Origin of the sequence: Paenibacillus tianjinensis (assembly GCF_017086365.1) — a bacterium.
Classification (GTDB): domain Bacteria; phylum Bacillota; class Bacilli; order Paenibacillales; family Paenibacillaceae; genus Paenibacillus_AQ; species Paenibacillus_AQ tianjinensis.
In genome coordinates this window covers 154,473-179,170 of the sequence record NZ_CP070969.1, presented here as the reverse complement: position 1 = coordinate 179,170, position 24,698 = coordinate 154,473, and the positions used below count along the sequence as shown (strand labels likewise).

Genomic DNA, 24,698 nt, shown 5'->3' with positions numbered 1-24,698 from the left:
GAAGCAACAGCAAAAAGGCTGCCGGGACCCTAAAGGGCCCCGGCAGCCTTTTTGTGCAGTTCTATCAATTAATTGATGCCTATACATTAAGCAAACCTACCCCAAACGGCCATACCCCAGGCCATCCAGTTTGTCTGCAATAACCCGGTACCCCTTCCCGTTCGGGTGAATATGATCAATAAACAGCAGGCCGCGTTCATTGCCGGCAAACTCATTATAGATGGAGGCAAACCCGAAGACCCGGCTGCTGTATCCAGCAGTATACCGGTTGAATTGCCGGACCCAGTCCGTAGCTTCATCAATTTGCGGATAAGGATTGTACAGTCCGACCATGCGGATGATATAGGGCCTTGGCATACCTGCCTTGAGCTGTGATAACGTACTCATAATGTCACTGATGTTCCGTTTGCAATTGCGCAGCGCCTTCTGGAGCAGCGGCGACAGATCACCTGGGCGGGTGCCTGCCGCCTTAGCGGCCTTGATCAGATCATTGCCGCCGATCGATATCGTAATCAGGTCCGCATCGCTGACCGCCAGCCGGAAGTTGTAATCCGCTTTAAGACGCTGCTCCAGCCCGTCTGTTGTCAGCCCATTTACGCCTAAATTGGTTAAGCGGATGGGCGTACGCAGGCGCGCCTCCGCCATTCTGCGGTAAACCGGAACAAATCCGTTACCGGGCAGCGCTCCAAACCCCGTCGTCAGGGAATCACCAATAGCGGTGTACTGATAGCTCATCATATTTCCCTCCCATCCACTAAGCTGCTTTCTTTGTTTAGCTTATGAATGGAGCCGGTACCGGGGAACGGCGGGATACCTATAACCCGCATTGGCGGAGCTTCTGATTACCGTTACTTCAGGGCTGCAAACGGGCTGCTTCCATCCGGCAGCATTTCCTTAAAGGTGAAGGTGAACTGGGGGAACCCGGCAGCATAAGCTGTATACTCGTATAACTGGAAGAATAAGACTACCTTGCCTTCCTTCAAGTAGAAATATTTTTCTGTATTCAGCCCGGCGAATCCGCCGAGATACCCTCCATCAGCTTTTAAAAGCTTGGTCAGCTTGGCGTTCAGCTCTTTTTTATAATTAGGGTTAGCACCGAACAGGTCACCCAGCAGGAGGCGTTTACCATCCTTCAGCGAGAAGGTGAAGGCGTTGCGGTAGGTCATTCCATGGGCCCCGCCGGTATAACCGTATTGCTGTGTGACAAGGCTGAGTACACCGTTCTGATTGTAGGTAACCACATAGCCGCCCTCAAATTCGTACGGCCGGTCATCCTCCGATTTGTTCGCGATTTGATTCTCGGCATCTGCCGCAAACTTTAGGATCGTCTGTTTAATTGTATCATTGATCGCTTTCTGGGCCTCGGCATTCTCCAGGCCGCTCACCTGCGGATAATCCAGCTTGATGGGCGCATCTTCCCGTTCCTTAATGAAGCTCTCCGTCTTAATGGTGATCGCATTCTGCACCTGCTTCATTACATTGAGCCGGCCCGAGGGTGCATTCCAATCCCCCTTGTAACCGAGATAATCGGTCAGCAGGTCGAAAGGAACATACAGGCGGTTATTGATATTTTTTCCTTCATAATCTCCAAGGAAATAATTATTCACTGAAATGGAAATGCCGTAATCCGAAACCATCAGTTTGGTCAGCGTGTTTCCTTTGCCAATCGAGTAAATCTTTTCTGCCTTATCATACGATACTGGCATGTTCAGGCTATCACGCAGGAAGCTGACAGGTACCCATACCTTTCCGCCGCTATAAATCCCGGTCTGCTGTGTAATGTTTCCGTTCCATTTCAGCACGACCTGCGTTTGCTCCGCCTTAGCTACCGGTTTGGCCACTGCTGCCTCACTGGTCCCGGCCGGCAATATGCCTCCGCCAAGCAGCATACCTGCTGCCATCAATCCTGCAGCCCATTTACGGGCTTGTTCCTTCGATATAATATTCATGAATGATTTCCCCTTCCGCTGGCACGATGATTGATTTTGTTGTAATTCCCTTTGACCCGGAAGCTTAACGGTCCCGGCCCGCTCATACCATTATAGTGAAAACAGAAGCCACTATTGTTACAATGACGCTTACAGTTTCTTAAGTTTTCTTAGCCATTTTAAAGGGTCTTGTTACAATTCTTTAAACAAAATGAGAGATTTCATATCTCACAGGGGGCCTGAGTAAGCTGAAAAAGAGGCCCTGCTGCGCCGTAAGCGGCAGAAGCAGAGCCTCCCATCTTCTGTTTCTTATTTCAGTTCGTAAACAACGTTAAGCTGTGTGGAAACCTTAACTTCACCAGGCTCTACCGAAGTCCCGCCGGCTGTATCCGCAGCTGCTTTACTCATGGCTGCATTCTCCATGTAAATGACCGGGTGGTTGCCGTCATCGTTCTGGATAACCGTAACAACCGAGCCGAGACTGCGCTTAGCTGCTTTAGCAATTGCGGCCGCTTTTGCATCGGCATTTGCCATCGCTTTTTCAATGACCTGAGCTTCAAATGCCGAAGGATCTTCTATCGCAAACTGCGCATTACCGATGTTGTTCGCACCCGCTGTGGAAGCAGCATCCAGCAGAGCGCCCACTTTGGCCAGATCACGGTAAGCTACCTGCAGGGTGTGCTGTGCGATATAACCTTTCACCTGCTGTCCGTCTTTTTCACTATAGGTGTAGTTAGGCTGTACGCTGAATTGTGTGCTCTGGATATCCTTGTCGGCAATGCCCCAGGTGGTCTTGAGCAAAGAGGTCAGCTTGGCGATTTTGGCTCCGTTAACCTTTTGCGCATCCTGTGCCGTTTCTGCAGACGAAGTCACACCAATCGACAGATATACGATATCCGGCTTGATGGCCAGTTCGCCCTTACCTGTTACGCTGACAATATTTCTTTGAATATCCTCAGCCGCGTAAGCCTTTTCAGGACCTTTAAACACTCCGCTAAGCCCCATCCCCCCTACAATCAAACTTCCTGCCAGCAGCACCGCTCCGAATGATTTGCCCCATTTCTTCATGCTTGTTATCCCCTTTCAATTCTTATTAATGTTTGGTACCCTCTAGACGGGCCTGTTTGGTAAAAGTTGCATCTGTTGCCGCACTTGCGGAACTTAATTTTTAAATTATTATTTCCTTAAAACTGTTGGTTGGCATACCCGTGCAAATAAAAAAAGCCCCGAAGGGCTTTTTGTCATACAGAATAAGAAATCTGGGTAGAAATCTTATTGGTTCTCCAGTTCTTCCTTACTAACAAGACTTGTCAAAGCGGTTACAGCTTGATCCGCATCGGCGCCATCCGCGCTAATATAAATCTCCGTGCCGGAACTGATCGCCAGGCTCATAATGCCCATGATGCTTTTGGCGTTAACCTTTTTATCGTCTTTTTCCACGAAAATCTCCGACGAAAACTTGTTGGCTTCTTGCACGAACAATGCTGCCGGCCGAGCGTGGAGCCCCGTCTTCAACCGTACAACTACCGGGTGCTTTGTCATGAAACGCTTACCCCCTATTTGAGATCTGCCCAAAAATTTCACATTAATTTTATAATATTATATCATTATAACCGCATCCACACTAGAAAAAAAATAATCAGCCTCCGCGGACTTTATCCGCCAGCTCATCAATTTTGCGTAAACGGTGGTTTACTCCCGATTTACTGACCGTTCCCTTGAGCATTTCGCCCACTTCCTTGAGGTTAATGTCCGGATGTGCCAGTCTGATTTCCGCAACCTCACGGAGCTTATCCGGCAGACTCTCCAGACCCACCTCGCGCTGCAGCAGCTTAATGTTCTCAATCTGCCGTACCGCAGCACTAATCGTTTTGTTCAGGTTAGCCGTTTCGCAGTTAACGATCCGGTTTACGGAATTGCGCATATCGCGCATAATCCGCACATCCTCAAACTTGAACAGCGCTTGATGCGCACCGATCAGGCTCAGGAACTCGATGATCTTCTCGCCTTCCTTAATGTATAGAATAAAGCCTTTCTTGCGCTCGATGCAACGGGCGTTCAGGTGAAATTCACCAGCCAGCTCCACCAGTGCTTTGCAGTGCTCTTCATACATGGAAGCGATTTCCAAATGGTAGGAGGAACCCTCGGGATTGTTCACCGATCCGCCGGCCATAAAGGCTCCACGGAGGTACGCCCGTTTGCAGCAGTTCTTTCCGACGATCTCCTCATCGATCCCGTCGGTAAAGATGAAGCCTTCGGAGACAATCCGCAGGTCCTTCAGGATTTCCTGCACGCGGTTTGGAATTCGGACAATATAGACGTTATTCTTCTTCAAACGCATTTTTTTACGCACGAGCAGCTCGATATGGACCTGGTAATATTTCTTAAGCAAAGAATATACCCGCCTTGCAATCGCGGCGTTCTCCGTCGAGATATCAAGAACCACCTTTTTGCTCGAAAGCTGCACAGAACCGTTCATCCGGATCAGCGCTGACATCTCTGCCTTCTCGCAGCATGGCTGGCTCTCCACCATCGTCAGCTCTTTTTTGGTAAGGGCCGCAAAAGACAAGGGGCTCACCTCTTTCATGTTCATTAAACCGTGAATCTATCTGGATATCCAGTCCTCTACCAGCTGGTAGATATGATGACTGAGCTTATCCGTATCATGCCTTAAATAGGTCTTAAATAATACCAGCTTATCCGCAATAACCTTGTATCCGTTGCCGTCGAGTGCATCCCGGTCAAGCAGCACGGGGCGTGCGCCCTTCTCAGCATATTTGACCTGGACCTGCTCCGGAATCTCCCCGTCGTTGACAATCACATAATCGAACAAATGCAGGCCGATATGGTCATACACGGCTTGAAGGTGGTCGCTTACGGTGTAATTGTCTGTCTCTCCGGGCTGGGTCATCACATTGCAGACAAAGATTTTAATCGCGTCAGACTCTACAACGGCTTCTGCCAGCTTCGGTACGAGCAGATTGGGCAGAATACTCGTATACAAGCTGCCTGGCCCGCAAAGAATGGCGTCCGCATTCCGGATCGCCTCCAGCGCCTCCGGCAGCGGTTCCACATCAGCCGGCTCCAAAAAGACACGTTTGATCCGGCCTCCGGCTTCCGGTATTTTGGACTCTCCGGTAATAATGGTACCATCAGACATTTCGGCGTGCAGCACCACGGCATCCCCCGCGGCGGGCAGTACCCGTCCGCGGACGGCGAATACCCGGCTAAGCTCACGGACAGCGGTGACAAAATCACCGGAGATGTCCGTAAGCGCCGCCAGAATCAGATTGCCGAGGCTATGCCCGGCCAGTCCTTCTCCGGTACTGAAGCGGTATTTCATAATCTGTTCCATCAGCGGCTCTACATCCGCCATGGCTGTCAGGACGTTGCGGATGTCACCCGGAGGCGGCATCTGCAGCTCGCTCCGCAGAATCCCGGAGCTGCCTCCGTCATCTGCCACAGTCACTATCGCTGTGATATCGAGCGGCTTTTCCTTCAATCCGCGAAGCATGACAGAGAGTCCCGTACCTCCGCCCATAACGACGATACGCGGACGTTTGTCTTGTTCTTCAGCCACAATTGACCCCTTCTCTCGTTAATGCCGATCACGCTCGGAATCCCGATGGCTGACCGCTACCGTCTCCGTTTCACTGACTCCCAGCATTTTGCCCAGGTACTCTGCAATCGCTACTGAGCGGTGTTTGCCGCCCGTGCAACCGATGCCGATAATAATCTGGGATTTGCCTTCCTTACGGTACTGGGGAACCAGGAAATGAAGCATATCCAGCAGCTTGGTCAGAAAAACTTGCGTTTCAGGCCATTTCATTACATATTCGTAAACATCGTTGTCCTGGCCAGTCTTGGGCCGCAGTTGATCCACATAATGCGGATTAGGCAAAAAGCGAACATCAAACACGAGGTCTGCATCAATCGGAATACCATACTTGAATCCGAACGAAGTAATGTTAACGGAGAGTGTACTTTTTCCAAGATGAGAAAATCTTGAAACGATCTTCTCCTTAAGCTGTACAGGCTTCATACTGCTTGTGTCCAGACAGAGAGTAGCCGAATTCTTCAGTTCCTCCAGCATTTGGCGCTCCAGGCGGATGCCGTCAAGCGGCATGCCCTTCGGAGCCAGCGGATGATGCCTCCGGCTCTCCTTGTAGCGCTGCACCAGCACGGAATCCGTGGCATCCAGGAACAGAATTTCGCAGCCGATCGTTGACTCGTTCTTGATGTAGGTCAGCGATTCTGATAAAGCCGTAAAAAACTCCCGCCCCCGCAAATCAATTACAAGCGCTACCTTGGCGATCTTCCCCTTCGACTGCTCAATCAGCTCGGCGAACTTCGGAATTAGCACCGGCGGCAGATTATCGACACAGAAGAACCCCAGGTCCTCCAGACTTTGTACAGCAATGGTTTTGCCTGCACCCGACATGCCCGTAATAATGATCAGGGTGGCACTAGCCGCTCCGGATTGCTCCAATTCGGTCATGAAAGCGTCCCCTCCCTAAGAATAGTATATGAATAATTCCAGTCTATTAAGAACGCAGCAGCAGACCTGCTGCACCAATAATCCCCGCATCATTTCCAAGCTCGGCCGGTACAATGGTCACGCCCTTTTGCAGCGGTTCAGGAGCCAGCTTGGCGAACACACGGCGAACCTCATCAAACAGAATGTCACCAGCTTTAGAAACCCCGCCGCCAACGATAAACACTTCCGGATTGAGCACCGCCGCTACTGCAGCCATCGATTTACCCAGGTAGAATGCTGCACGGTTAACGATGCGCAGAGCTACTTCGTCGCCGGCCTTGGCAGCATCAAATACTTCCTTCGCAGCAATCTTCTCCACCATGGAGAGCGAGGTGCGGTCTCCGCGGGCTACAGCATCATTAGCCATGCGGATAATGCCGGTAGCAGAGGATACGGTTTCCAGGCAGCCCATGTTGCCGCAGCCGCATTGAATGGCTTCCAGATCAGGCACAACGGAAATGTGGCCAAGCTCTCCGGCCAGACCGGCGAAGCCCTGGTATACCTTGCCGTTAATGATGATCCCGCCGCCGACACCGGTTCCCAGCGTATAGCAGACACAATTCTCGATGCCGCGTCCTGCGCCGCTCCAGGCCTCGCCCAGTGCAGCCACATTGGCGTCATTGTCTATTTTGACTGGCTTGTTAAGGCGTCCTTCCAGAATAGAACGGATCGGCACATCTCTAAATCCTATGTTAGGCGCAAGAATGATGATTCCTTCACGAATATTCGTAAATCCGGCCAGGCCTGCTCCTACACCGGCAAGCTGTTCCCAAGAGTACGGGGATTCTTCCACAATCTGGCGCACATACTTCTCGATATTATCGATAACGGCATCAACGCCATCTGCAGTCCCCGTAGGTCCCTCAAAAGTGTGAAGCAGGGTTCCCTCGGCATTGCAGATTCCAACTTTAATCGTGGTTCCACCTAAATCCACGCCAACGTAGATAAGTTCAGACATGTAACAAGCCACCTTTTTCTATGCTAAAATAGTTAATCCTACGTACCCACTATAATAGAAGCCTTCCCTGCGGTCAAGGAATGACGACACACCCGGGTGTATCCTTTGTCCCAAGCACAGAATAATCAAATCCGGACAGGTCTAAGAGAACACTTGCAAGGCCCTCCCCAGTCATATTAACGTTGTATGCGCTATCACCTGAATCTATGACCTGTTCATCCGGTCAGGCTCTTTAACCCCAAATGAATTCTTCCGCTCATAAAGTGCACAAAAAGGCGCGATCTGTCATGCACCGCACCTTTTGTACTTCTGTAAAGTTGTGGCCTTATTCCGACAATATCCGTTTCTGGCCTTCCAGCGCGCGGATTGGGGCGATATTCTGGGTAAATTCCAGTGTCCCCATGTAGCGGCCCGCTTCATCGCGGACAGCGAAATAACGGATATAAATAAACTTATCCTTGATAGCAATCCAGAAATCCTCTGCATCCTTGCGTCCTGCCTTGAAGTCCTCCAGCAGCTTCTCTACCACATGTACGCTTTGCGGAGGATGACAGTTCTGAACCGTACGGCCAATAACGGCCTTGGTCCGGGCGAAGATCCGTTCTTTACCATGTGAAAAATAACGGACAACGTCATTTTCGTCAATAAAGGTTAAATCCACCGGCAGATGGTTCAGCACAGTCTCCAGCTGATGGAGCGAGAGCAGGCCTGTTTCAAAGCGGATAAAGCCCTGCGGGCTTTCGCCTGCAGATTCTTCCTGCACAGCGGCTCCTTCCGGCTCAGCAGCACGCTCCGGGATCCACTCCTGCTCCGGTGAGGTCAGGCAGAAGCCGATCTCGTCACTTTCCCGGGCGATTTTGACCCATTCGTCTTCGGTCAGCTTATCGAGCGCCATGGGCAGCAGAATATTCTCTTCCTTAAAGATCATCTCGTTTACTTCCTTGATGATTTCAGCTAACTGGGCACCAATCTCTTCCTTATTACCGCTGTATGGGCTGAGTGCCGCTTTGGCTGCTTTGATCATGGCCCGGATGCCGTCATCGACTCCCCACATTACCTTAGTCGGACCGTAAATCCCGTACTTCTCCAGATAAGGGAACAGCAGATTCTCCTTGCGGCTGTAATGCTTGTCGAGATCCAGCAGCAGGCTGAGATCCTCCAGCAGCTTAAAGATGATCTCCTCGCTGTCATTCTTCAGAAACTTGCCGGCATGCAGCTCCAGACGGAAGTTCACCAGCCGCTCAATTTCGCGGTTCTCCAGCTTGAAGGTGTGCACCGGATGGCCTGGCTGCTCCTGCGGCTTCGTGGAACGGTGAATCTGTTCGATCGAGCCCTTGAAGATGGCCGTATGCACCGAACACAGCCGCTGCACCTCTGCTACCGGAATGCCCTCCTCTGTCATCAGCGAATGTTCCATTGCCGAAATTTCCGCCACCGTCACATCGCCCACTGCTTCCGCAAAACGCGCTTTGACTTCCTCTACACTTTTACCGGCGTGCAGCTCTTTAATGATCTCCTTCAGCATCGCCTGGCGGCGGGTCTGTTCCGGTACGTCCACTTCACGGTTATTGATCAGTTCACTCATTGGTATCTCTCCTTATCATTATGGTTTGCTCTATTCAAGAACCTCGAACCCATGGCGTTGAAAAGTCTGCCGCACGGTATCCGGGTCCATTCTCCGCAGCTTAATTCCCTTCGACAGGGTCATGAACCGGCCTGCTGTCTGCAGCATCCCCGGCTTCGCAATATCATGAAACCCCAGCTCCACCATAATGCCGGTAACCTCAGGATGCCGGCTTACCAGCTCGAATATGGATTCATCCATTCTCAGCACTTTGTTCATGTGTACCATTCCTTTTTTAGTGAGAATTCTTCTCAACAACAGCTTAGCATAGGCCATACAAGACAATAGTGATTGCAATCACTAAGTATAAAAAGAAGCTTCCCAGCCTCTGAACCACAACTCCGGACAAAAAAAGGCCGTCTCCCTCAGCCTTTTACAGCCTGGGAGACAGCCTAGTATTTCACCTGTTAGGTGAGCTGGTTCATTGATTCTTGAATGCCGTGGGAAATCCGCATGCTGCAGAAGTTCGGACCGCACATCGAACAGAAATGCGCCGTCTTGGCCCCTTCTGCGGGAAGAGTCGCATCGTGATACTCCAGTGCCCGCTCCGGATCGAGCGCCAGATGGAACTGGTCGCGCCAGCGGAATTCAAACCGTGCTTTGGACAGCGCATTGTCACGGTCCTGGGCACCCGGATGCCCTTTGGCCAGATCGGCTGCATGGGCAGCGATTTTGTAGGTAATCACACCTTCGCGCACATCATTTTTATCAGGGAGTCCCAGATGCTCTTTGGGGGTCACATAACAGAGCATCGCCGTTCCGAACCAGCCGATCATGGCAGCGCCAATTGCTGAGGTGATATGGTCATAGCCTGGAGCAATATCCGTGGTTAACGGGCCCAGTGTATAAAAAGGGGCTTCCCGGCAGATGTCCAGCTGTTTATCCATGTTTTCCTTGATTTTATGCATTGGCACATGCCCGGGACCCTCCACCATAACCTGAACATCATGCTTCCAGGCAATTTCCGTAAGCTCTCCCAGCGTTTCCAGCTCAGCAAACTGGGCTTCGTCATTGGCATCGGCAATCGATCCCGGCCGCAGTCCGTCGCCCAGCGAAATGGCGATATCGTAGGTCTTCATAATTTCACAAATGTCCTCGAAATGCGTATATAAGAAACTCTCCTGATGATGGGCAAGACACCAGGCGGCCATAATGGACCCGCCCCGGGAGACAATCCCGGTCATTCGTCCGGCCGTAAGCGGAATATAGCGCAGCAGCACTCCGGCATGAATGGTAAAGTAGTCCACACCCTGCTCCGCCTGTTCAATGAGGGTGTCGCGGTATATCTCCCAGGTCAGATTTTCAGCCTTACCGTTTACCTTTTCAAGTGCCTGGTAAATTGGAACGGTGCCGATCGGTACTGGAGAATTGCGGATAATCCATTCACGGGTGGCATGAATTTTTTTACCGGTGGAGAGATCCATTATGGTGTCTGCCCCCCAGCGGGTGGCCCATCTCATTTTCTCCACTTCCTCTTCGATAGAGGATGATACTGCTGAATTGCCGATATTGGCGTTAATCTTCACCAGGAAATTACGGCCGATGATCATCGGCTCACTTTCCGGGTGGTTGAGATTAGCAGGTATGATTGCACGCCCGGCAGCTACCTCGTCTCTCACAAATTCAGGACTCATGTTCTCGCGGATCGCAATATATTCCATCTCCGGGGTAATGATTCCCTTCCGTGCATAATGCAGCTGGGTTACATTGGTACCTGGACGCGCTCTTAAAGGCCGCCGCTGCAATCCCGGAAAGGTCTCTGTCACGCAGGCCGCGGCATTTCCTTTTCCCTCATCCTGCGGGGCTGCTCCCTCGTACTCCTCCGAATCGCCGCGTTCTGCAATCCAGGCTAACCGGTGAGGCGGCAGGCCTTTCCGTATATCCGTTTGTTCAAAGTCATCGGTATATAGCCCGCTCGTATCGTACACACGCACTGGCGCATTCATTTCTTCGCCGGCGCTTCCCCTTGTAGGGGTAAGACTAATCTCACGCATCGGGACTTGGATGTCCGGGCGTGAACCCTCTACATAAACTTTACGGCTCCCCGGAAATACCGAAAGATTTACGTTTTCCTGCTTCACTGTTCCTGCCATTGTTTCTCCTCCTCAGATTGGTGTGTTCACACGTGGTCTTTGAATAAGAATATGCAGCAAAAAAGCCGCTCCACCTGGAGCGGCTTTATCTGGGAACAGCCAAAGAAGGCTATACGAAATAAAAGTCCGGCTCCACTTTCCTACGCTGGTATGATCCAGATCAGGTTCAAGGGTCCGGAAATTCACTTTCTCCGTCTCAGCCAATTCAGGCTCCCCTAGTGGGCATCTTATTAAATTACATTAAATCTACTCTACCCGGATATACTCTGTCAACGGCTGGATGTAAAGGCGAGGGTTCATCCTCATTTATCCAGCGTTTCACTCCAATCATGCACCATGGTGCCTTCCAGGAACTTCTCGGCATCCATAGCTGCCATGCATCCGGTTCCGGCTGCAGAGATCGCCTGACGGTAACGGGTATCCTGCACGTCTCCGCAAGCAAAGACGCCCGGAATGTTCGTTTCGGTCGTGCCCGGGTTGACGACAATGTACCCGTTAGCATCCGTCGTAATCTGTCCGCCCAGGAATGCCGTGTTCGGTGTGTGCCCGATTGCCACGAACACACCATCCGCTTCCAGCAGTTCTTCCAGACCTGTCTCATTGTTGCGCACAGTCAGCCCTTTGACTCCCGTGTCGCTAACGGTCACTTCCAGCGGTGTACGGTTAAGCGCCCAGGCCACCTTGCTGTTCTCACGCGCCCGGTCCTGCATAATCTTCGAAGCGCGCAGCTCCTCGCGGCGGTGCACCAGGGTTACACTTGAGGCAAAGCGGGTCAGGAAGCTGGCTTCCTCCATCGCGGAGTCTCCGCCGCCGACAACAATAATTTTCTTGCCGCGGAAAAAGAAGCCGTCACAGGTAGCGCATGTGCTGACCCCGCGCCCCACATTCTCCTGCTCGCCGGGGATACCCAGATATCTTGCCGAAGCCCCGGTAGAGATAATAACCGACTCTGCCTCCAGTACACCAAGCCCATCCACGGTTACTTTGAAAGGCCGCTGCGAGAAATCCACAGAATCGACCCAGCCGTTCTTAAACTCTGCACCGAAACGTTCAGCCTGCTTGCGCATGTTGTCCATCAGGTCGGGTCCAAGAATGCCTTCAGGAAAGCCCGGAAAGTTCTCCACTTCTGTCGTCGTTGTTAGTTGTCCTCCCGGCTGCAAGCCTTCAATTACGAGCGGGTTAAGGTTGGCACGTGCCAAATAAATTGCGGCAGTCAGCCCTGCCGGGCCTGTTCCGATTACAATTGTTTTGTACATCACATTGGCCTCCTTACAAGTGGGTGATTATTTACTTTGAAGAAACGGCTGTGGGGGCTTCCATGAAGCAGCCTTATCCGCGTTTCCGGTGAACAATATAAGGATGCAGAATCGTGCATCATTTATTCCTGGTTGCTTATATTACTTACTTGAGGGCATCGGTTCATGCCCTTATATCTTCTCTGTGGAAGGGGACAAGTCTCCCGGCTCCGCAATCAGATTCAAGGTGCCGCACGCGCTGTCGATCCGCCGTGCATACCTGCTGACCATCGAGGCAGAGACATCATAGCGCTGGGCCACCTCACGGTAAGTCACCGGACGGCTGTGCAGCTTGGCTGTTAAGTATTCCAAAGCAGCACACCAGCCTTCTGTATGGCTGAAGCGGGGCACATCGGGATACAGACTGCCGATGAACTGCTTCCAGAGATTCTCCGCATCCTTTTTCTGAAGGGCATCGTATCTCCGGTCCATCACGGCCAGCGTATGATCCACAATCCGCTGCCAGTCCTCTTTCCACTCCGGCAGACCCTTATGAGACGGAGCCGGTGCGGCCACCGGCTCTTCCTTAAGAGCCACGTTCTCCTCCGGACCGCTGCCGATCAGCCGCTGCAGGCTAAGCAGCGCTGCCTCCTGCAGCTTATCCTCCTGAAGCGGCTCCTGCTCCAGCAGTTCCCGCAGCACTTCGGACATCTCCTCATCCTCAATCCAGCGGAGCGCCTCTGTGACCTGCAGCTTGGTACCGGAGTCACCGTAGCGAAGCGCCCAGAAGAACGACGCGCGCAGCAGCGGATTACTCCGGACTTCTGCTGTGAAGCTGCTGGTATTGTCTTTCCATTGTTTAAGCTGCTCCTGAAAAGGCAGCTGGTAGTTATAGCTGACCGGCGACATCGTCCGGTCTTCAGCCAGTGCCTGCTGCAGCTGTGACAGGAAGAATCCCGGCACCGCTGATTCCGGATCGAGCTTCGCGGCCTGCCTCCAGCAGCGCAGCGCCTCACCGTAGAGCCCGCTGTTGCTTGCGGCAGCGGCACAGTAATGATAGAGGCTGGCATCTCCGCCCACCTCTTCATCCTTCAGCAGACGGCGGAAGTGGCCGTAGGCTGTTTTGTGTCTGCCCAGGATGCCCATCGTTGTAGCCATTTTGAAGACATGCTCCTGATGAAAAGGCACCGTTGCTTCCAGCATCCGCAGCAGGGCGGCAAGCTCCTCCTGATCACCTGCATACTGCAGGAAAATCGCCATATTGCAAAGAGCGTGCAAATTGCCCGGGTCCTGCTTCAGCACCTCGCCCAGACACTCCTTGGCTTTGACGAACCGGCCCATGTAGAAATAGGCCAACGCCAGATTGTTGTGCGCTGCAAGAAAGTCCGGCGTGTTCTTCACGATCTCTTCCAGCAGCTTGACTGCCTGCGGAAACTTTCCTTCCTCCAGCAGGCTCCGGGCACGGTCATGCTCCACGACCCCTTCCCGGCTGCGGATGCGGATCAGCGGCGCAGGACGGTCAAGCTCATATTGCAGCAGCTCCATCAGTTCCTCAGACTCTGCCAGATACTCACCGGCTGCATCTTCTTGCAGATACGTGACCAGCGAGCGTTCTGCTTCTTCAAAGCTCTCCATATTGGCATAATTGTTAGCCATATAGAAGTGGCATTCCGTCATTGCGGGATCAATCTTTTCCAGCACATGGGTCAAAATATCATTGGACGCTTGATAATTGCCCATCTCAGATAATATACCCGCCATGTTGCAGTGATTCACCGGATTGTCCGGCTCATATTCGACGGCTTTGCGAAAATTCTTTAATGCCTTATCATATTGAAAGCGGTCCAGCGACCGTACGGCTCTTTCAAAGAAAAAATTGGCATCCAGAGTAACCGGAATTACATTGCAGGGCTCCGTGTCATCTGAAGTTCTCTCAATCATGGAAGCAAGGCACCTCCCTTTATAAGCTTCCTTATCCTCACAAAAATAGGAGAGCAGCGCCTAAGCGGCACCCCGAGCTCCCACCTTAAGCATTCTATCGTTTCCATTTCTGGCCGTAGCTGCCTTCACACAGTATACCACATGTGGCAGGGGGATTCTCAAGCTAAGGGAAGCTGCCCGGCAGGAAAAAAGATGAAGCGGTCAGCACGGCCGCTTCTCTGCCTCATTTCAGCAAAAAACACGGGAATTAAATCCCCGCGTCTCTGAATAATTTATCGATTGAACCGCCTTCAATAATAATCCGTGTGGCTTCAGCCAGCATCGGTGCTACCGATAGCACCTTGTACCGGGTGGAATGATCGTCCGGCAGTGCAATCGAATCCGTGACGACCACTTCATCGATATTCTCGTGGTCCATGCGGGCCAGTGCATCACCGGAGAATAGACCATGTGTTGCACAGACGATGCTGTTCTTGGCTCCACGTTCCTTCAGGCCTTCCACCACATTCACAATTGTCGTACCGGTGTCGATCAGATCCTCGATAATAACCGGTGTCCGTCCCTCGACATCGCCAATCACATGGGTGATGACCGATTCATTGTGCGCCGGACGCTTCTTGATCATAATGGCAAACGGCGAGTCCAGCCGGCTGGCGAGCTTCTCGGCCATGGAGGCGCGTCCCGCGTCAGGTGATACGACCACAGGATTGGAGATGCCCTTCATCTTCAGATAGCCGCTGATCAGATCGAGTGCGGTCAGATGATCCACCGGAATATTGAAGAAGCCCTGGATCGCCGCCGCATGAAGGTCAATTGTAATCACACGGGTAGCGCCTGCAGTGGTCAGCACATCGGCAACCATTTTGGCCGAGATCGGCTCGCGTGGTGCGGATTTGCGTTCCTGCCGGGCATAGCCGTAATAAGGGACAATAATATTCACCGTTCTGGCTGAGGCGCGTTTGGCCGCATCAATCATAACGAGCAGCTCAACGAACAGCTCATTAATAGGATGAGCGAGGGATTGCACCAAAAATACGTCGCAGTTCCGGATGCTCTCTTCATAATGCACATAAATCTCGCCGCTCTTGAAACGGGTCAGCTTAATTTGGCCGAGGGGTGCACCAAGACGCTCCGCAATGTCTGCGGCCAGCTTCGGATTCGACGAACCGGAAAAAATACGCAATTGATGATGATGCATAGTACCCTCCTGGGGATCATAATTTTAGCTCAAACGGAACGGATGTCCGGCGCCGGCTTTCAAACACCGCCAGCTCACGGAAGCCTGTGCGCCACAGCAGGTCGCGAGCTTCCTGCAGCCCGTCTCCCAGCTTAGCCGGGTCATGGGCATCGGAGCCTAGTGTAAGCGGTATAGCTAGAGTATGTGCCTGCTGCAGCACATGCTCCGCCGGAAACATTTCAGCGCATGGCTTGGACAGCCCGGAAGCATTAAGCTCCATGGCGATTCCGCTGGCGGCTATCGCTTCCAGGGCACTTCGCTCCAGCTCTCTCGCTTCAGCTTTGTCCTCCTGGGTCTGCGGACCGAACCCGAACCGTTTTATCACATCCATATGTCCTATAATATCATATAATCCCGATAACGCCGACTTCCTTACAGCATCATAATAACGGCGGTATACCTCCATTACATCCTTGCCTTCCCAGCCATGGGTCTGCCGGTGATCCGTGATATCCCATTCCCCGAGAAAATGCACCGAACCGATCAAATAATCCCACGGATAAGGCGACAAAAGGTCACGGATCTGCTCCTCATAGCCCTCAATATAATCCGCCTCCAGCCCAACCCGCAGCTCAATGACCCCGCGGTAGCGTTCTTTCAGTGTCAGGCATTCTTCCACATAGCGCGGCAACTCGGCGAGCGGCATAGCCATCTCCGGATAGTAATTCTCCGGATCGACATGAATCAGCGGCAGATGATCAGACAAGCCCAGCTGCTGAAGCCCAAGCTCGATACCGCGCTGCACATACTCCTCCAGCTTCCCAACGGCATGCCCGCAGCGCTCATGATGGGTATGATAATCGATATGCATGCTGTAACGACTCCCTTCTAGTCGCGGCGCGGCCGTTCGTGGCGGGCACTCAGCTCATCCATTATCTCATCCAGCGGGAGCTTGCGCTCCTGAAGCAGCACGAGCAGGTGATAGATTAGGTCACTGACCTCCAGGCGCAGCTCTGCATTGTCTTTATTTTTGGCGGCGATAATCGTTTCAGACGCTTCTTCGCCCACCTTCTTCAGAATCTTGTCTACACCTTTATCAAACAGATAGGTTGTATAGGCACCCTCCGGACGCTCGATTTCCCGCTCAGCAATGACCCGCTCCAGCTCGCCCAATACAGCGAATCGTCTTTCGTCAGCCAGTTCGGCTGCGGTCCTTGCTGGTTCCGCCTTTTGCGCCGCAACTGCCGGATGGCTAAGCGGAATCTCGCGGTAAAAGCAAGTATTCTCCCCTGTATGGCAGGCCGGGCCCTCCGGCAGCACCTTCACAAGCAGGGTATCACTATCGCAATCATAATGGATGGAAGTAATAGACTGGGTATTGCCGGAAGTTCCGCCTTTATGCCACAGCTCGCTGCGCGAACGGCTCCAGAACCAGGTCTGGCCGCTCTCCAGCGAGAGCCGCAGCGACTCCGGATTCATATAGGCAACCATCAGCACCTCCAGGCTGCGCGCATCCTGTACCACAGCAGGCAGCAGTCCCGATTCATTCCAGCGGATACCTTCAATAATGTCTTCTTGTTCTTGGCTCATCGGATCTCTACCCCTTTAGACTTCAAATCTGCCTTCAGATCATGAATGGCAATCTCTTTATAATGAAAAATCGTGGCCGCCAGTCCGGCATCGGCTTTGCCCTCGATAAATACATCGTAAAAATGGTCAATATTCCCGGCGCCGCCCGAAGCGATTACAGGAATGCTTACCAGATCACTTACAGCAGATGTCAGCTTTAAGTCGAAGCCGTCCTTAGTCCCGTCAGCATCCATACTGGTCAGCAGGATCTCTCCGGCACCCATGGTTTCGGCTTCTTTTGCCCATGCCAGCGCCCGGATTCCGGTAGGCTTGCGCCCTCCGTGCGTGTACACTTCCCATTCGCCCCACGCCTCATTATATTTGGCATCCATTGCCACCACAATACACTGGGAGCCAAAGCGGCGCGCGCCTTCCAGAATAAGCTGCGGATTATTCACTGCGGCTGTGTTGATGCCGATTTTATCCGCACCGGCGCGCAGAATCCGCTTCATATCATCCACGGTCGATATTCCGCCGCCAACGGTAAAGGGAATCGCGATCTCCCCCGCAGTCTGCCGCACCACCTCTACCATCGTAGCCCGCCCTTCCACCGAAGCGGAGATATCCAGAAACACCAGTTCATCGGCACCTTCGCGGTCATACAGCGCCGCCAGCTCCACCGGGTCCCCGGCATCACGCAGATTAACGAAATTCACGCCCTTGACTACCCGTCCGTCCTTCACATCAAGACAGGGAATGATGCGTTTGGCTAACATCTAGCAACACCTCCAGAGACTTTTCAATTTTAAAACCTTTTCATGAAAAAAAGCTTTTCGATCCCCCTAAATCCCCCTTAGCCAAGGGGGACCCCAAGGGCCCCGGCCCTCTGGACACCCGGAATTGGCGTGAGAGCAGAAATCGGCGCATGGACCGGTCTGATGGAGCAATGAGCGCTTTCGTTCCCTGCGGGAACACGCTTTACGGCGGCGCTCCTGAAGGAACCTTTTCCAAGATATACTTATTGAAACTGAAAACCCCTATTTCTGCCCCAGCGCCGACAGCGCTTCGGGAAGCTTTATATTGCCGGTATACAGCGCCTTGCCGACAATCGCTCCGCCAATACCGCTGCCGCTATGTACATTAAGCCGCAGCAGATCATCCAGGCTGGTAACACCGCCGGAGGCGATAACCGTCCGTCCGCTCGCAGCGGCCATCGAGAGAATACCCTCTATGTTCGGACCCTGCATCATGCCGTCGCGGGAGATATCTGTATAGATGAACGTCTCAGCACCCTTGGCCGCGAGCTCTTTCGCTAAATCTTCTGCCCGAACTTCAGAGGTATTCAGCCAGCCGTGCGTGGCCACATAGCCGCCCCTAGCATCAATGCCAATGGCCACTTTATCGCCGTATTTGGCCAGCACAGCCTCCGTAAAGGCATGGTCATTAATAGCCGCTGTCCCGATAATCACCCGGCTGACGCCAAGGCCCAGCAGCTTCTCCACATCAGCCAGCGTACGCAGTCCGCCACCGACCTGCACGGGAACACCCGCATTACGGGCGATGGCGCCGATGATGGCATCATTAACCGGATGTCCGGCCTTCGCTCCGTCCAAATCAACGAGATGGATGAACTGGCCGCCCTGCTCTTCCCACGATTTTGCCACCTGCACCGGGCTGTCGTTATATATGGTCTCCTGGGCGTAATCGCCCTGCTGCAGTCTTACACATTTTCCATCCCGGATATCAATCGCCGGATAAACGATAAATGAAGACATCTGATGTTCCCCGCTTTCCCTACAATATATTTATAGCGGGCTTACGCCCGCTCTCGCTTCAGCTCCAAAAAATTGCCCAGCAGTTTCATGCCCAATTCTCCGCTCTTCTCCGGATGAAACTGCATTCCGAAGACATTATCCCGTCCGACCACCGCCGTTACCGGATGCCCGTAATCTGTAACAGCGAGCAAATCGCTTGTTTGCCCCATCTGCACATGATAAGAGTGGACGAAATAAACATGTCCCTCTGTAAGATTGGTTAACAGCGGACTCTGCGGCTGCAGGAAGCTCAGCTTGTTCCAGCCCATATGCGGCACCTTGTAGCCATCCCGGGGGGCAAACCGCACGACAGAGCCGGGCAGAATGTCCAGTCCGGTGTGCTCGCCGTGCTCCTCACTGCTGCTGAACAGCAGCTGCATCCCGAGGCAGATACCCAGCAAGGGCTGGCCGCCGGCAGCGGCCTCCTTGACTATAACATCAAGACCGCTGCTGCACAGCTGATCCATTGCATCACCAAACGCGCCGACTCCGGGCAGAATGACACTGTCAGCTGCAAAAATCTCCTCCGGATTGCCCGTCACCAGGCTCTTATAACCGAGCCGCTCCACCGCTTTACTGACACTGTGCAGGTTACCCATGCCGTAATCGACGATTGCAACGGTCATGCTACAGCACTCCCTTCGTAGAAGGCACACCCTTTACACGCGGATCAATCAATGTCGCTTCATCCAGCGCCCGACCGAGCGCCTTGAATACCGCTTCAATCATATGATGGGTATTGGAGCCGTAGTGCACAATGACATGCAGCGTAATCCGCGCCTCCAGCGCGAACTTCCACAGAAACTCATGCACCAGCTCCGTGGAGAAGCTGCCCACCTGCTGTGACGAATACTCCGCCCGGTATTCAAAATGCGGCCGGTTACTGATATCGATAACCACCTGAGCCAACGCTTCATCCATCGGAATGAACACACTTGCGTAACGCTTAATGCCCTTTTTGTCACCCAGCGCTTCACGCAGCGCCTGCCCCAGACAGATTCCGATATCTTCTACGGTGTGGTGATCATCAATATCTATATCGCCCCGCGCCTGTACCGAAAGGTCGAATTGGCCGTGCTTTGCGAACAAATCCAGCATATGGTTCAGAAAGGGCACATCCGTCTCCAGCTCGGAAATGCCGCTTCCATCTACGCCGAGAGAGAGGGTAATATCCGTTTCATTGGTTTTGCGGCTAAGACCGGCTTTGCGCTCCGCCAGCTCGTTGTTGTTATTCTCCATCTTCTTCTGCTCCACCCTTCGCTTCGTTCTCCAGTCTGATTTGAATCGCTCGGGCATGGCCCTCAAGGCCCTCCCGTCTGGCCAGCTCCATAATTGTCTCCCCGTCGCGCAGGAGCGCTTCCTTACTGTAATAGATCAGGCTTGATTTCTTAATAAAATCATCCACATCGACCGGTGACGAGAAACGTGCCGTGCCGTTGGTCGGTATGATATGATTCGGTCCGGCAAAATAATCGCCGACCGGCTCCGAGCTGTAGGGGCCGAGGAAGATGGCTCCGGCATTCTCTATGCTGCCAAGCAGTCCCATCGGATCCTCCGCCACAATCTCCAGGTGCTCCGGCGCCAGCCGGTTGACTACGGCGATGCCCTCCTGCAGCGATTCCACGACGATAATCGCGCCATGGTTCTCGACGGACGCGCGTGCTACCGCCTCGCGCGGCAGTTCCCGCAGCTGCCGTTCTACTTCGGCAGCCACGGTATCCGCCAGGCTCTGCGATGGCGTCACCAGGATGGCCGAGGCCATGATATCATGCTCGGCCTGGGAGAGCAGGTCGGCCGCGATGTAGGCCGGCTCGGCGGTATCGTCGGCGAGGACGACGATCTCGCTCGGTCCGGCGATGCTGTCGATATCGACAGCGCCATAGACTTCGCGTTTGGCCAGGGCCACGTAGATGTTGCCCGGCCCGCAGATCTTATCGACCGGCGCGATGGATTCCGTGCCGAAGGCGAGTGCGGCAACCGCCTGAGCGCCGCCCACCCGGTAAATCTCGCTCACGCCTGCCTCCGCGGCGGCGACAAGGATGTAAGGATCGATGCCCACCTTCCCGCCGGTAGCCGGCGGGGTGACCATCACGATCTCCGGTACGCCGGCAATCTGCGCCGGGATAACGTTCATCAGCACGGAGGACGGATAGGCTGCCGTGCCGCCAGGAACATAGACGCCCACCCGCTTAAGCGGGCGGATGATCTGTCCGAGGATCGTGCCGTCCGGCTGCAGATCCATCCAGGAGCTGCGCTTCTGACGGGCATGAAATGCCCGGATATTGGCTGCGGCAGCGCGGATCGCAGTGACGAACGAATCCTCCACCCGGCTGTAGGCAGCCTGGAGTTCTTCTTCGGTCACCCGCAGTTCCGACGCTGTAAGCGTCGTACGGTCAAACCGCTCCGTATAACGTAGCAGCGCAGCGTCGCCTTCTGTTTTGATATCAGCTACGATTTGTTTTACCGTTTCATTCTGCTCCGGCGTTCCGTATTCCACTTCCCGCTGCAGCTTGAAATCCTTGCTCGATTGTACCTTCACCGCTGCTTCCCCCTTTTACAACCTCAGCTGCTTATGGCTGTCCCTATTTATCTCAACTGCAAACCCGGCTCGCCGATAACCGCCTGCAGACGGTCGCACAGCTGCTGGATTTCTGCATTCTTCATCCGATAGCTGACCCGGTTGGCCACCAGCCGGCTAGTGATCTCGAAGATGCTCTCCATCTCCACCAGACCGTTATCCTTCAAGGTCTGCCCGGTCTCCACCATGTCCACAATGCGGTCAGCCAGGCCGATCAGCGGTGCAAGCTCGATCGAGCCGTTCAGCTTCACGACCTCCACCTGCTGGCCCTGCTCGCGGAAATACCGTGAGGCGACATTCGGATATTTAGTAGCCACCCGCTGCTGAATGCCCGGCTGCCAGTTGGGCAGGCCGATAATAGACATCCGGCAGCGCGCGATGCCCAGATCAAGCAGCTCATACACATCGCGGTCCTCTTCCAGCAGCACATCCTTGCCGACAATCCCGATGTCCGCTACGCCGTACTCCACATAAGTAGGCACATCCACCGGCTTAGCCAGAATAAATTCCATGCCCGCTTCCGGCAGTGAAATCACCAGCTTTCGCGATTCCTCCCCATCCGCAGGAATCGGTAATCCCGCCTGGCGGAACAGATCTGCCGCTTTGTTGTAAATTCGGCCTTTCGGCATGGCTACCTTGAGTATTTGCGCCATTGTAGTTAACCTCCGTTTCATATCCGCCCTGCAGAGATGAACTCATCTTCTCCGCAGCTTCCATCTATTACACACTTTATTATCAATCATTCGTAGCCCATTCTCAGCCATGCTCGCTGACAAAAGACACGAATGTATAAATTTCTCCGTACTCTTCACCATCTGCCTCCACGGTCTCGGGGTCCAGCCGCTTCACGGTCTTAAGGTCTTCCGGCCCCGCCGCCAGTCTCGTTACGACAATCTGGCCTTCCGACCGCAGCCGTGCCGCTTCCTCCAGCCCTTCGGTGCGCCGCAGCGCATCGTATTGAATCAGGACCGGCAGCTCCTCCTCTTTCGGCATTCCGGACACTCCGTCCAGAATCCGGTTGGTCTTGAGAGAGAAGCCGGTTGAAGGCGTCGGCCGCCCGAATTGCTGCAGGAGATTGTCGTACCGGCCTCCGCTGCATACCGGAAAACCGAGTTCGGAGGCATAGCCCTCAAAAGTCATGCCGGTATAATAGGAAAAGTCTCCGACCATCGTCAGGTCAATCAGCACATGCTGGGATACCCCGTAGGATACCAGCACCTCCCATACCTTGCACAGATGCTCAATGGAGGTGCGGGCCAGCGGATGGCTGCTAAGCTCCAGAGCCTGTCCGCAGATTTCCTTGCCGCCGCGCAGGCGAAGCAGCCCGTACAGTTCACTCTTCTGTGCTTCCGGTAGCTCAAGCTGCCGCAGTGTATCACGGAAGGCAACATAATCCCGGCCCAGCAGATGGTTCTTCAATTCCTCCTGAACCTCCGGCAGACCGGGGACCGCTTCCTGGAACAATCCGTCGAGGAAGCCCACATGGCCCATGGCGATCTTGAAAGACTTCACCCCGGCAGCCTGCAGCGAGGAGATAGCCAGCGCTACGACCTCGGCATCGGCCTCGGGAGAGTCGTCGCCGACAAGCTCCACTCCGGTCTGGAAGAATTCTGCTTCCCGTCCCGCTTCCTCCTCAATCGCCCGGAAGACATTGGCATGGTAAGACAGGCGCAGCGGCAGCGGCTCATCCTTCAATAAAGAGGATACGACCCGGGCCACCGGAGCAGTCATTTCAGAACGCAGCACCAAGGCCTGACCCCGGTTGTTGAGCAGTTTATAAAGTTTTTGGTCGGATGTGGAGCTGGCCACACCAACCGTATCGTAATATTCCAGGGTAGGGGTAATCACCTGCTTATATCCCCAGCGGCTCATACAGTGCAGCACATCATTCTCAATCTTGCGCAGCTTCGTCACTGCGCGCGGGAGATAGTCGCGCACACCGGCCGGCTTTTCAAATCCCTTCGGCTTGGACATCTTCATTAGTCACCTCGTCAGATAGCATAAGAACAGACTATATTATAATTACACTTTATTATGGTAAAGTGGTAGTAAAGTAAAGCAGTGGCAATATCGTATCACGGACGGTCCTTTTACGTCAATAATCCCCCTACAACAGCATAGCATTTATTGCCATATAAGATGAACATTCTACATTGGTAATAAAGTTCCCTGCTCTACACCATTATGGTACACCAGACCTTCATTAAAATAAAATCGCTTACAAATTTACTCTTTACAAATGAACAAGAACCGAAGTAAGATACAAGGAAAGTTGTATACAAGTATACAACTAGCGCCATCCAAATTCTGATTGAGGAGTGTAGAAGCTATGAAATTAGGAATGATCGGACTTGGCAAGATGGGCTTCAACCTGGTTGTTAACCTGCTGGGCCATGGACATGAGGTAGTTGTAAGCGATATCAATCCGCAGAGGGGCGAACAATTAGCCGGGCTTGGTGCACAGCCTGCCTCTTCTATTGAAGAACTGGTTATGAAGCTGGAGCATCCCCGGATCATCTGGATTATGGTGCCCGCCGGCGCCGTTGTTGATAACGTAATCGATAAGCTCTCCGGTCTGCTGGAGGCGGGAGATATTATCATTGAAGGCGGCAACTCCCATTACAAAGACTCTGTGGAGCGTGCAGAGAAATTGAAGGAACGCGGCATTCACTTCTTCGATACCGGTACTTCCGGCGGAACCAGCGGGGCTGAGTATGGAGCCTGCTTCATGGTTGGCGGGAATCAGGAGGTCTTCACTGCCGTTGAGCCTTTATTCCGCGATCTGGCAGTGGATCGGGGGTATCTGTATGCCGGAGAATCCGGGAGCGGGCATTTCCTGAAGATGATTCATAACGGCATCGAATACGGCATGATGCAGTCCATCGCCGAAGGTTTCGAGCTGCTTGAGAAAAGCAGTTTTGACTTCAACTTTGAGGATGTTGCCCGCCTGTGGTCTAACGGCTCTGTGATCCGCGGCTGGCTCATGGAGCTTGCGCAAAATGCTTTTGCCAAAGACCCGCAGCTGGCTGGAATCCGCGGGGTGATGCAGAGCTCGGGGGAAGGCAAATGGACTGTACAGACTGCACTTGACCTGCAGGCCAGCACCCCGGTTATTGCCCTGTCCCTGCTGATGCGTTACCGGTCTCTTGAGGAGGACACTTTTCACGGCAAAGTTGTTGCCGCGCTCCGCAATGAGTTTGGGGGCCATGCCGTTGTGCAGGAGAGCTAAGCAGTACTGCGCATA

General features: G+C 53.3%; 24 protein-coding genes and 1 riboswitch. Of the genes, 1 reads left to right on the top strand and 23 read right to left on the bottom strand.

From position 1 onward, the window contains the following. Positions 1-96 precede the first annotated feature (96 nt). The 23 genes from JRJ22_RS00890 to JRJ22_RS00780 all read right to left on the bottom strand — a co-directional run bounded on the left by JRJ22_RS00890 (position 97) and on the right by JRJ22_RS00780 (position 23,428). Entirely contained in the window at positions 97-738 is a 642-nt protein-coding gene (locus JRJ22_RS00890) for a GDSL-type esterase/lipase family protein (protein WP_206102736.1), read from the bottom strand. A 110-nt stretch (positions 739-848) separates the two neighbouring features. After that, positions 849-1,949 carry a PdaC/SigV domain-containing protein gene (locus JRJ22_RS00885; protein WP_206102735.1) on the bottom strand — a complete coding sequence of 367 codons (1,101 nt, stop codon included), beginning with the start codon at positions 1,947-1,949 and terminating at the stop codon, positions 849-851. 288 nt (positions 1,950-2,237) lie between these two features. Further along, positions 2,238-2,996 carry an SIMPL domain-containing protein gene (locus JRJ22_RS00880; RefSeq protein WP_206102734.1) on the bottom strand — a complete coding sequence of 253 codons (759 nt, stop codon included), beginning with the start codon at positions 2,994-2,996 and terminating at the stop codon, positions 2,238-2,240. 204 nt (positions 2,997-3,200) lie between these two features. Beyond that, the gene (locus JRJ22_RS00875) at positions 3,201-3,470 is read right to left on the bottom strand and encodes an HPr family phosphocarrier protein (protein ID WP_019914358.1); all 270 of its coding nucleotides are present in this window, start codon (positions 3,468-3,470) and stop codon (positions 3,201-3,203) included. A gap of 97 nt (positions 3,471-3,567) precedes the next feature. Then, complete coding sequence (gene whiA, locus JRJ22_RS00870) at positions 3,568-4,497, bottom strand: DNA-binding protein WhiA (protein ID WP_054943369.1); 930 nt, start codon at positions 4,495-4,497, stop codon at positions 3,568-3,570. A 36-nt stretch (positions 4,498-4,533) separates the two neighbouring features. After that, on the bottom strand, positions 4,534-5,469 hold the full coding sequence (locus JRJ22_RS00865) for a gluconeogenesis factor YvcK family protein (RefSeq protein WP_206104925.1): 936 nt from the start codon (positions 5,467-5,469) through the stop codon (positions 4,534-4,536). Positions 5,470-5,526: 57 nt separating this feature from the next. Beyond that, on the bottom strand, positions 5,527-6,426 hold the full coding sequence (gene rapZ / locus JRJ22_RS00860) for an RNase adapter RapZ (protein ID WP_206102733.1): 900 nt from the start codon (positions 6,424-6,426) through the stop codon (positions 5,527-5,529). Between the two features lie 46 nt (positions 6,427-6,472). Beyond that, positions 6,473-7,423 carry an ROK family glucokinase gene (locus tag JRJ22_RS00855; RefSeq protein WP_206102732.1) on the bottom strand — a complete coding sequence of 317 codons (951 nt, stop codon included), beginning with the start codon at positions 7,421-7,423 and terminating at the stop codon, positions 6,473-6,475. Positions 7,424-7,748: 325 nt separating this feature from the next. After that, positions 7,749-9,008, bottom strand: coding sequence for a DUF438 domain-containing protein (locus tag JRJ22_RS00850; RefSeq protein WP_206102731.1), 1,260 nt, complete (start codon positions 9,006-9,008; stop codon positions 7,749-7,751). A gap of 30 nt (positions 9,009-9,038) precedes the next feature. Continuing rightward, a complete protein-coding gene (locus JRJ22_RS00845; protein ID WP_206102730.1) occupies positions 9,039-9,266 on the bottom strand; it encodes a DUF1858 domain-containing protein in 228 nt (75 codons plus the stop codon). A gap of 188 nt (positions 9,267-9,454) precedes the next feature. After that, positions 9,455-11,140: a phosphomethylpyrimidine synthase ThiC gene (thiC, locus tag JRJ22_RS00840; RefSeq protein WP_206102729.1), complete on the bottom strand. Its 1,686-nt coding sequence runs from the start codon at positions 11,138-11,140 to the stop codon at positions 9,455-9,457. A 120-nt stretch (positions 11,141-11,260) separates the two neighbouring features. Beyond that, positions 11,261-11,367, bottom strand: a riboswitch (TPP riboswitch). A 75-nt stretch (positions 11,368-11,442) separates the two neighbouring features. Next, the gene (trxB, locus tag JRJ22_RS00835; RefSeq protein ID WP_206102728.1) at positions 11,443-12,396 is read right to left on the bottom strand and encodes a thioredoxin-disulfide reductase; all 954 of its coding nucleotides are present in this window, start codon (positions 12,394-12,396) and stop codon (positions 11,443-11,445) included. A 171-nt stretch (positions 12,397-12,567) separates the two neighbouring features. Then, entirely contained in the window at positions 12,568-14,316 is a 1,749-nt protein-coding gene (locus tag JRJ22_RS00830; RefSeq protein ID WP_206102727.1) for a tetratricopeptide repeat protein, read from the bottom strand. 247 nt (positions 14,317-14,563) lie between these two features. Next, positions 14,564-15,514 carry a ribose-phosphate diphosphokinase gene (locus JRJ22_RS00825; RefSeq protein WP_206102726.1) on the bottom strand — a complete coding sequence of 317 codons (951 nt, stop codon included), beginning with the start codon at positions 15,512-15,514 and terminating at the stop codon, positions 14,564-14,566. 16 nt (positions 15,515-15,530) lie between these two features. After that, positions 15,531-16,364 carry a histidinol-phosphatase HisJ gene (gene hisJ, locus JRJ22_RS00820; protein ID WP_206102725.1) on the bottom strand — a complete coding sequence of 278 codons (834 nt, stop codon included), beginning with the start codon at positions 16,362-16,364 and terminating at the stop codon, positions 15,531-15,533. Positions 16,365-16,381: 17 nt separating this feature from the next. After that, complete coding sequence (gene hisIE / locus JRJ22_RS00815; protein ID WP_206102724.1) at positions 16,382-17,083, bottom strand: bifunctional phosphoribosyl-AMP cyclohydrolase/phosphoribosyl-ATP diphosphatase HisIE; 702 nt, start codon at positions 17,081-17,083, stop codon at positions 16,382-16,384. Continuing rightward, entirely contained in the window at positions 17,080-17,838 is a 759-nt protein-coding gene (gene hisF / locus JRJ22_RS00810) for an imidazole glycerol phosphate synthase subunit HisF (protein ID WP_206102723.1), read from the bottom strand. The genes hisIE and hisF overlap by 4 nt, the downstream gene beginning before the upstream one ends. A 261-nt stretch (positions 17,839-18,099) precedes the next feature. Further along, complete coding sequence (gene hisA / locus JRJ22_RS00805) at positions 18,100-18,837, bottom strand: 1-(5-phosphoribosyl)-5-[(5-phosphoribosylamino)methylideneamino]imidazole-4-carboxamide isomerase (protein ID WP_206102722.1); 738 nt, start codon at positions 18,835-18,837, stop codon at positions 18,100-18,102. Between the two features lie 41 nt (positions 18,838-18,878). Beyond that, entirely contained in the window at positions 18,879-19,502 is a 624-nt protein-coding gene (gene hisH / locus JRJ22_RS00800) for an imidazole glycerol phosphate synthase subunit HisH (protein ID WP_206102721.1), read from the bottom strand. A 1-nt stretch (position 19,503) separates the two neighbouring features. Further along, positions 19,504-20,115 (bottom strand): imidazoleglycerol-phosphate dehydratase HisB, encoded by a 612-nt coding sequence (hisB, locus tag JRJ22_RS00795; protein WP_206102720.1) that lies wholly within the window; start codon positions 20,113-20,115, stop codon positions 19,504-19,506. Beyond that, the gene (gene hisD, locus JRJ22_RS00790; RefSeq protein ID WP_206102719.1) at positions 20,105-21,415 is read right to left on the bottom strand and encodes a histidinol dehydrogenase; all 1,311 of its coding nucleotides are present in this window, start codon (positions 21,413-21,415) and stop codon (positions 20,105-20,107) included. The genes hisB and hisD overlap by 11 nt, the downstream gene beginning before the upstream one ends. A 47-nt stretch (positions 21,416-21,462) precedes the next feature. After that, positions 21,463-22,107: an ATP phosphoribosyltransferase gene (gene hisG, locus JRJ22_RS00785; protein ID WP_206102718.1), complete on the bottom strand. Its 645-nt coding sequence runs from the start codon at positions 22,105-22,107 to the stop codon at positions 21,463-21,465. Positions 22,108-22,210: 103 nt separating this feature from the next. Then, entirely contained in the window at positions 22,211-23,428 is a 1,218-nt protein-coding gene (locus JRJ22_RS00780; RefSeq protein WP_206102717.1) for an ATP phosphoribosyltransferase regulatory subunit, read from the bottom strand. Between the two features lie 355 nt (positions 23,429-23,783). Between JRJ22_RS00780 and gnd the strand changes: the two genes are divergently transcribed. Next, on the top strand, positions 23,784-24,683 hold the full coding sequence (gene gnd, locus JRJ22_RS00775; RefSeq protein WP_206102716.1) for a phosphogluconate dehydrogenase (NAD(+)-dependent, decarboxylating): 900 nt from the start codon (positions 23,784-23,786) through the stop codon (positions 24,681-24,683). The last annotated feature ends 15 nt before the right edge of the window (positions 24,684-24,698 follow it).

Coding starts and splice junctions, on each gene's coding strand:
- JRJ22_RS00890 (WP_206102736.1), bottom strand. CDS start 738: ATGATGAGCTATCAGTACACCGCTATTGGTGATTCCCTGACGACGGGG.
- JRJ22_RS00885 (WP_206102735.1), bottom strand. CDS start 1,949: ATGAATATTATATCGAAGGAACAAGCCCGTAAATGGGCTGCAGGATTG.
- JRJ22_RS00880 (WP_206102734.1), bottom strand. CDS start 2,996: ATGAAGAAATGGGGCAAATCATTCGGAGCGGTGCTGCTGGCAGGAAGT.
- JRJ22_RS00875 (WP_019914358.1), bottom strand. CDS start 3,470: ATGACAAAGCACCCGGTAGTTGTACGGTTGAAGACGGGGCTCCACGCT.
- JRJ22_RS00865 (WP_206104925.1), bottom strand. CDS start 5,469: ATGGGCGGAGGTACGGGACTCTCTGTCATGCTTCGCGGATTGAAGGAA.
- rapZ (WP_206102733.1), bottom strand. CDS start 6,426: ATGACCGAATTGGAGCAATCCGGAGCGGCTAGTGCCACCCTGATCATT.
- JRJ22_RS00855 (WP_206102732.1), bottom strand. CDS start 7,423: ATGTCTGAACTTATCTACGTTGGCGTGGATTTAGGTGGAACCACGATT.
- JRJ22_RS00850 (WP_206102731.1), bottom strand. CDS start 9,008: ATGAGTGAACTGATCAATAACCGTGAAGTGGACGTACCGGAACAGACC.
- JRJ22_RS00845 (WP_206102730.1), bottom strand. CDS start 9,266: ATGAACAAAGTGCTGAGAATGGATGAATCCATATTCGAGCTGGTAAGC.
- thiC (WP_206102729.1), bottom strand. CDS start 11,140: ATGGCAGGAACAGTGAAGCAGGAAAACGTAAATCTTTCGGTATTTCCG.
- trxB (WP_206102728.1), bottom strand. CDS start 12,396: ATGTACAAAACAATTGTAATCGGAACAGGCCCGGCAGGGCTGACTGCC.
- JRJ22_RS00830 (WP_206102727.1), bottom strand. CDS start 14,316: ATGATTGAGAGAACTTCAGATGACACGGAGCCCTGCAATGTAATTCCG.
- JRJ22_RS00825 (WP_206102726.1), bottom strand. CDS start 15,514: ATGCATCATCATCAATTGCGTATTTTTTCCGGTTCGTCGAATCCGAAG.
- hisJ (WP_206102725.1), bottom strand. CDS start 16,364: ATGCATATCGATTATCATACCCATCATGAGCGCTGCGGGCATGCCGTT.
- hisIE (WP_206102724.1), bottom strand. CDS start 17,083: ATGAGCCAAGAACAAGAAGACATTATTGAAGGTATCCGCTGGAATGAA.
- hisF (WP_206102723.1), bottom strand. CDS start 17,838: ATGTTAGCCAAACGCATCATTCCCTGTCTTGATGTGAAGGACGGACGG.
- hisA (WP_206102722.1), bottom strand. CDS start 18,837: ATGTCTTCATTTATCGTTTATCCGGCGATTGATATCCGGGATGGAAAA.
- hisH (WP_206102721.1), bottom strand. CDS start 19,502: ATGACCGTTGCAATCGTCGATTACGGCATGGGTAACCTGCACAGTGTC.
- hisB (WP_206102720.1), bottom strand. CDS start 20,115: ATGGAGAATAACAACAACGAGCTGGCGGAGCGCAAAGCCGGTCTTAGC.
- hisG (WP_206102718.1), bottom strand. CDS start 22,107: ATGGCGCAAATACTCAAGGTAGCCATGCCGAAAGGCCGAATTTACAAC.
- JRJ22_RS00780 (WP_206102717.1), bottom strand. CDS start 23,428: ATGTCCAAGCCGAAGGGATTTGAAAAGCCGGCCGGTGTGCGCGACTAT.
- gnd (WP_206102716.1), top strand. CDS start 23,784: ATGAAATTAGGAATGATCGGACTTGGCAAGATGGGCTTCAACCTGGTT.